Source organism: Clostridium neonatale, from assembly GCF_900465025.1.
Lineage (GTDB): Bacteria > Bacillota > Clostridia > Clostridiales > Clostridiaceae > Clostridium > Clostridium neonatale.
Map to the genome: position 1 here is coordinate 380,001 of NZ_UICR01000003.1, position 7,500 is coordinate 387,500.

Genomic DNA, 7,500 nt, shown 5'->3' on the forward strand with positions numbered 1-7,500 from the left:
ACAGATAATTTGTTTAAATTAGTATGAATATAATCTTTAACCTTTCTATACATCCCAGTACTTATGCACTCATTTACAATATTCATGAACAGCTCGGTCTTCAATACATACATTTCCATATTGATATTAGCATTTGAATTTTTACCTATATTTTCACCTACACTAATAACTTGATTTGTATCATCAATATTTAATACACCACACCCGGTAAATGCTTCATCAGCATTTGTAACTTTTTTATATATCATTGTTATATCTTTACCTGTACTTTTATGATATTTCATAACTTCATCATAGTCTATGTTACAAACCATATAGCTAGGCGCTAATAATACATACTCTCTTCTACTCACTTTTAAAAATTGCATATTTTCTGCAAAATTATGAACATCATCAAATGCAGGATCATTATTGCTAAAATTAAATACCTTCAATCCATCTTTTTTCCTATTTAAATCCCATGGTGTTCCATTATTTATATGATCTATCAATGATCTAGATTTATTCTTAGTAAATATTCCTATACATCCTATACCTGAATTAGTCATATTTGATAGTACGAAATCTATTATTCTATATCTTGCTGCTATAGGAACAGAAGCAAGAGATCTATTTATTACAAGTTCGCCCATCCTACTTTCATTTTCATCTAAATTAATTATCCCAATACAATTTTTCATTTTTTCTTCCCCTCTCAGATCCTCAATTATACTGCTTTATTTTTCTCAATTACTGTACCCATTTTTACTTCGTCTTTTGCCGCAATAATTGCTATCTCATCACCTAATGAAATTTTACAGTCTTTTCTTACTATTGCTCCACTTCCAACAATTGCTTTTTCTATAACAACATTATCTCCAATTTTAGCATCTGTCATTATTATAGAATCTCTTATGACTGTATTTTTTCCAATTTGAACCCCCTGGAACAATATTGAATTTTCTATATGCCCGTTAACTACACATCCCTCAACAACTAAAGAATTTACTACTTTTGCATTTTCACCTATATATTGAGCTGGTCTCACTGGATTTACAGAATATATTTTCCATTCTTCATCATGTAAATCTAGCTCATTATCTTCTCTAATTAAATCCATATTTGCTTCCCATAAACTATCTATAGTTCCAACGTCTTTCCAATACCCCTTAAATGGATACGCAACCATTCTATTTCCATCAGAAAGCATTGATGGAATTATATTCATTCCAAAATCATTCTTGGAAGTTTTATCACCTTCATCTTCCCTTAAATATTTCTTTAATGTCTTCCAATTAAAAATATAGATTCCCATAGACGCCAAATTATTTTTAGGATTCTTAGGCTTTTCTTCAAATTCATATATTGATAAATCATCATTTGTATTCATTATTCCAAAACGACTTGCTTCATCCATTGGTACCTCTATAACAGCTATAGTAGCTTCTGCATTTCTTTCTTTATGGAAATCAAGCATCTTAGTATAATCCATCTTATATATATGATCACCTGATAGTACCAATATATACTCTGGATCATATCTGTCTACAAATTCTATATTTTGATATATGGCATTTGCTGTACCTTTATACCATTGTCCACCCTTTTCTTCTTGATATGGTGGTAATATGCTTACACCACCTTGACTCCTATCTAAATCCCATGCTTCTCCTATTCCAATGTGAGCATTTAATTCTAATGGTTTATATTGTGTTAATACTCCTACTGTATATATTCCAGAGTTAGCGCAATTGCTTAAAGGAAAATCTATAATTCTATATTTTCCTCCAAAAGGTACCGCAGGCTTTGCCAACTTCTTAGTTAATACACCTAATCTCGACCCTTGTCCCCCTGCTAAAATCATTGCTACCATTTCATTTTTCCCCATAATACTTTCTCCTCTCATATGTTCCATTTTCTCGGAATAATTTATTAATAAAGATATAAATTATTTATTAAAATGGCATTTAATTAATAATAATTAATATATCTGCATAACCTTAATCTTCTATTTCATAAGAAAAAATATCTGAATATGCAATATTCACTCAGCTCATATTGTTACACTTATCTTTAACTAAATAAAATCTGTAGATATTAATTTAAACTTTTGCATGCAAATTAAAATCCTTAAATGAAGATATTTAGTATATATAGCTTAATCAACATTAGTTAATTCTCTATACAAATCAAGATATATTTGTGCTGACTTGTTCCAACTATTATCACACTGCATAGCCTTTTTTGTGATATTCTTCCATTGAATTTTATCCCCATAAACCCATAGTGCAAATTTTATAGTATTATATAGTTCTTCAGCATTAAAATTTGCAAAACTGAATCCATTTCCTTCCCCAGTATACTTATTATATGGAATTATTGTATCCTTCAATCCTCCAGTTTCTCTTACTATTGGTATTGAACCATATCTTAACGCTATCAATTGACCAAGACCACATGGTTCAAATAACGATGGCATTAAAAACATATCTGATGAAGCATAAATTCTACTTGCTAATCCATTGTCAAATCTAATATTAGCAGAAACCTTATTGCCATAAGCATAATCTAACCATTTAAAATGATCTTCATAATGCTTATCTCCAGTTCCTAATATAACTAATTGAACATTATTTTCCTGTAATAATCTTTCAGCTATATATTTAACTAACTCTAGTCCCTTTTGTTCAGTTAATCTAGTTACCATTCCAATCATAGGAATATCTTCATTTACTTCTAATCCCAGTTCTTGTTGAAGTGCCGTCTTATTCTTTGATTTATTCCACAATGAATTAACATCAAAGTTTTTATATATATTTTTATCAGTTTTAGGATTATATTCATCAAAATCTATTCCATTAACTATTCCCCTTAATGCATAAGATCTATCGCTCAGTACTGCATCTAACCTTTCTCCATAAAACTCTGTCTGTATTTCTTGCGAATAAGTATTACTTACAGTTGTAATCATATCTGAGTAATACAGCGCTCCCTTCATAAAGCTTACCCCATTGTCAAATCTTAGCGCAGTATTATTATATAATTCCATGTCAAACCCAAGTAACTCGGGTAATATTATTGGATCAAATACGCCTTGGAACGCTATGTTGTGTATGGAAAATATAGTTTTCATATTCCAATAAAAGCTATCATATTTCTTATATTGAAATTTTAATAATACTGGTAGCATTCCTGTCTGCCAATCATTACAATGTATTAAATCTGGTTGCCAATCAATCTGTCTTACCATATCGAGAACTGCTCTATCAAAGAAAGCAAATCTTTCTGCATCATCATAAAATCCATATAATCCATCTCTATTAAAATAATATTCATTGTCTAATAAATAATAAGTTACTCCATTATGAAAGCATTCCCATACTCCACAAAATCTTTCTCTCCATCCCACTTTCACAGTAAACCATTTGTTAAACCTAATTTTGTCTTTCATTTCATCATTAATTTGCTTATATTTAGGTATAACAACTCTTATATCTGTTCCTTTCTTGGCAAGTGCTTTTGGTAAAGCTCCTGCAACGTCTCCAAGTCCACCACTCTTTATAAACGGACCTGCCTCTGATGCTACAAATAAAACTCTCATTATTTATCCTCCAATATCACATAGTTTTTATAACAAATTTACCTCTGTAAATATATAAATATCTATCTAATCATTTCTTCTTGATTTTCATCTTTTAATATTTTCTTTACACTTAAAATTAATGTTGCCATAGGTGGAACCTTAATCTTTATGGAATAAGGTTGATTATGAAATGGTACTTTTTCAGAAGTTAATACAGTTCCCATTACTTGTCCAGATCCTCCGTAAATAGTATCATCTGTATTAAATAATTCTTCATATTCTCCTAAAAATGGCACACCTATCTGATAATCATAATATACTTGTGACTTAAAGTTAACAATAAATATTAATGTCTCATCCTCTTTTCTGCTTTTCCTATCAAAAATTAAAACACTTTGTTGATTATTATTAGCCTCTATCCATTCAAATCCACTATTATCATAGTCTAACTCCCATAAAGCTTTATTATCAATATATAGCTTATTTATATCTTTAAAGAAAATTTGTGTTTTTTTATTCAATTCATTTTCTTCTATAAGATTCCACTTTAGTGACTCATATTCTCTCCATTCAATATCTTGAGCAAATTCATTTCCCATAAATGATAATTTTTTTCCCGGATGTCCAATCATATATCCAATATAAGCTCTTAATCCAGCGAATTTATTCCACTCATCACCAGCCATTTTACCAATAAGTGATTTCTTTCCATGAACTACCTCATCATGAGATAATGTAAGAATATAATTTTCAGCGTAATTATACATCATCGCAAAAGTTATATTTTTATGATGATATTCCCTATATTCAGGCTTTAATTCAATATATTCTAACGTATCATTCATCCATCCCATGTTCCATTTTAAATTAAAACCTAATCCATCAGTTATAACAGGTTTAGTTACATTTGGCCATGCAGTTGATTCTTCTGCAATCATTAATGCTGTTGAAAATTCTGCAAAAACAGCTTGATTTAAATCTTTTAAAAATTGTATTGCTTCAAGATTTCCATTTCCTCCATATTTATTGGGTTCCCATTCTCCATTATTCTTACTATAATCCAAATAAAGTATGCTTGAAACAGCATCTACTCTTAAGCCATCAATATGAAATTCTCTATACCAATATAGAGCATTTGATATTAAATAACTCTTTACTTCTGGTCGCCCCAAATCAAAACTATATGTTCCCCAATCTTTATTATCAGCTTTCCATTCTTCCTTATATTCATATGTGGGTTCACCAGCAAATTTATATAATCCATGAGCATCCTTACAAAAATGTCCTGGTGCCCAGTCCATTATCACACCGATATTTTCTTCATGTAACTTATTGATTAATTTTTTAAGCCCTTCCAAAGACCCATATCTAGAAGTAGGAGCATAATATCCTGTACCTTGATATCCCCACGAAGCATCTAATGGATGTTCTACTAACGGCATTAATTCAACATGAGTATAATTCATCTCTTTCACGTACTTAGGTAATTCCTCACTAAGTTCATCATAAGTCAAAAATTCTCCATCATCATTTCTCTTCCAAGATCCTAAATGAACTTCATATATATTTAAAGGTTGTTCTAATACATTTATTCTATTTCTTTTATTAATCCATTTTGTATCTGACCACTTGAATGATTTTGGTTTATATACAATTGAAGCTGTATTTGGCCTTAATTCATTTTTTATCGCATATGGATCTGCTTTAAATGGACCTTGCTTTCCATTTCTGTCTATTATGCAATATTTATATTTATCTCCTTCTTTTATATTAGTAAAGAAAGCTTTCCATAACCCATTATCAGTGATTTTTTCTAACTTATATTCATCACTTATCTTAAATTCATTAAAGTCACCTACTAAATATACAGCTTTAGCATTAGGTGCCCATGTAGCAAATTGCACACCTTTTTTTCTATTCTCTGTTTTTATATGAGACCCCATAATCTCATACGAAGCATAATTTTTTCCTTGATGAAATAAATAGGTACTAAAACTGGTTAATTCATTATTGCTAACTTTCTTTGCCTTTCTTTCTATTGAAGTTTTTTGAGATTTTTCTTTTACATCAACCTCTTTTATCTTTGAGCTTTCTTGGTTTGATTTTACTTTCTTTTTCTGTTCAGCCTTACTTATAATCTCTTTTTTTTCTGATAACTTTTTAGTCACTGCCATTTTTGCTTTACTTACAGATTTATTAGTATTCTCTTTTTTTATATTTTCAGCAATTGCACTATTACCTTCTAATTTAATATTATTATCTTCTAATTTAGATTTATCTTCTTTGTCTTCTTTTTTATTTGCTTCCCACAGCAAATTTTCTGCCAATGTATTAGCATTATCATACAAAATGTCTTTAGATATTATTTCTGAATATTTCTTATTGACCATTTTATTATCATTAGATACTTTGCTCATTACTCATTACCCCCATTCGTATTTCCTCAATATTATTTTATACTATATGTATATTTTACCAAATTTAAAATGAATTTTCACTTGTTTTTCAATTTTTATATGAGTCATATATTATTTTATACAATATGGAATAATATGTAAATATTTATTTACTTTTTATTTGACTTATAAAAATAAAACTAACAGAATAAAATTTTAATTTTATATAAAAATACAATATAAATACTTATATTTTTGCATAAAAAAAAGAGATAGTTATTTCTAACTATCTCTTAAACTTACCTAGCAACGTCCTACTCTCCCACACAGTCTCCCATGCAGTACCATCGGCGCTATAGACCTTAACTTTCCTGTTCGGAATGGGAAGGAGTGTTACCTCTATGCCATCATCACTAGATGCTTAATTTCCCAAAATCTTCGATTTTGTTGGAAATTAGCACTCCTCAGCTTTAGCTGATGGAGTTTCCTTATAAAAGAAAACTAATTCTACAACTATCAAACATTTTAGTAAATCATTTCTATAAAAGAACTTAATGTTCTTTCAAAATTGCACATAGTACCTAATGTATTACAACTTAATATTGGTCAAGCCCTCGACCTATTAGTATCAGTCAGCTAAATACGTTACCGCACTTACACCTCTGACCTATCAACCTTGTAGTCTTCAAGGGGTCTTACTAGCTTATGCTATGGGAAATCTCATCTTGAGGTGGGCTTCACACTTAGATGCTTTCAGCGTTTATCCCTTCCCGACTTAGCTACCCAGCAATGCTTCTGGCGAAACAACTGGTACACCATAGGTCAGTCCATCCCGGTCCTCTCGTACTAAGGACAGCTCCTCTCAAATTTCCTACGCCCGCGACGGATAGGGACCGAACTGTCTCACGACGTTCTGAACCCAGCTCGCGTGCCGCTTTAATGGGCGAACAGCCCAACCCTTGGGACCTACTTCAGCCCCAGGATGCGACGAGCCGACATCGAGGTGCCAAACCTCCCCGTCGATGTGAACTCTTGGGGGAGATCAGCCTGTTATCCCCGAGGTAGCTTTTATCCGTTGAGCGATGGCCCTCCCACGAGGTACCACCGGATCACTAAGCCCGACTTTCGTCCCTGCTCGACTTGTAGGTCTCGCAGTCAGGCTCCCTTCTGCCTTTACACTCTTCGAACGATTTCCGACCGTTCTGAGGGAACCTTTGGGCGCCTCCGTTACATTTTAGGAGGCGACCGCCCCAGTCAAACTGCCCACCTAACAATGTCCTGTCACCAGTTTCATGGCATCCAGTTAGAATTTCAATACTATCAGGGTGGTATCCCAACAACGACTCCATCAAGGCTGACGCCCTGATTTCCCAGTCTCCCACCTATCCTGTACAGACAATACCGAAATTCAATGCTAAGCTACAGTAAAGCTCTACGGGGTCTTTCCGTCCAATCGCGGGTAGCGAGCATCTTCACTCGCACTACAACTTCGCCGGATTTGCAGTTGAGACAGTGCACAAGTCATTACGCCATTCGTGCGGG

Annotated in this window: 4 protein-coding genes and 2 rRNA genes (2 of these 6 running past the window's edge); all 6 read right to left on the reverse strand. The window is 32.2% G+C overall.

The features are described 5' to 3' along the window. Window positions 1–680, reverse strand: partial view of a glucose-1-phosphate adenylyltransferase subunit GlgD gene (gene glgD / locus CNEONATNEC86_RS19920; protein WP_125147844.1) — the 5' portion only. The gene continues 430 nt to the left of window position 1, outside the view; only the first 680 of its 1,110 coding nucleotides appear in the window; its start codon is at window positions 678–680; its stop codon lies beyond the left edge, outside the window. 26 nt (window positions 681–706) lie between these two features. Next, window positions 707–1,867 carry a glucose-1-phosphate adenylyltransferase gene (locus CNEONATNEC86_RS19925; RefSeq protein ID WP_058293036.1) on the reverse strand — a complete coding sequence of 387 codons (1,161 nt, stop codon included), beginning with the start codon at window positions 1,865–1,867 and terminating at the stop codon, window positions 707–709. A gap of 270 nt (window positions 1,868–2,137) precedes the next feature. Then, window positions 2,138–3,580, reverse strand: coding sequence for a glycogen synthase GlgA (gene glgA, locus CNEONATNEC86_RS19930; protein WP_159136724.1), 1,443 nt, complete (start codon window positions 3,578–3,580; stop codon window positions 2,138–2,140). A gap of 62 nt (window positions 3,581–3,642) precedes the next feature. Continuing rightward, the gene (gene glgB / locus CNEONATNEC86_RS19935) at window positions 3,643–5,736 is read right to left on the reverse strand and encodes a 1,4-alpha-glucan branching protein GlgB (protein ID WP_410747394.1); all 2,094 of its coding nucleotides are present in this window, start codon (window positions 5,734–5,736) and stop codon (window positions 3,643–3,645) included. 523 nt (window positions 5,737–6,259) lie between these two features. Next, window positions 6,260–6,376: ribosomal RNA gene (gene rrf, locus CNEONATNEC86_RS19940) — 5S ribosomal RNA — on the reverse strand. Window positions 6,377–6,560: 184 nt separating this feature from the next. After that, a 23S ribosomal RNA gene (locus tag CNEONATNEC86_RS19945) occupies window positions 6,561–7,500 on the reverse strand (it continues 1,967 nt past the right edge of the window).

What these genes read in the sequence shown, in the direction of transcription:
- CNEONATNEC86_RS19925 (WP_058293036.1), bottom strand. Translation starts at nt 1,867, where the DNA reads ATGGGGAAAAATGAAATGGTAGCAATGATTTTAGCAGGGGGACAAGGG.
- glgA (WP_159136724.1), bottom strand. Translation starts at nt 3,580, where the DNA reads ATGAGAGTTTTATTTGTAGCATCAGAGGCAGGTCCGTTTATAAAGAGT.
- glgB (WP_410747394.1), bottom strand. Translation starts at nt 5,736, where the DNA reads ATGGCAGTGACTAAAAAGTTATCAGAAAAAAAAGAGATTATAAGTAAG.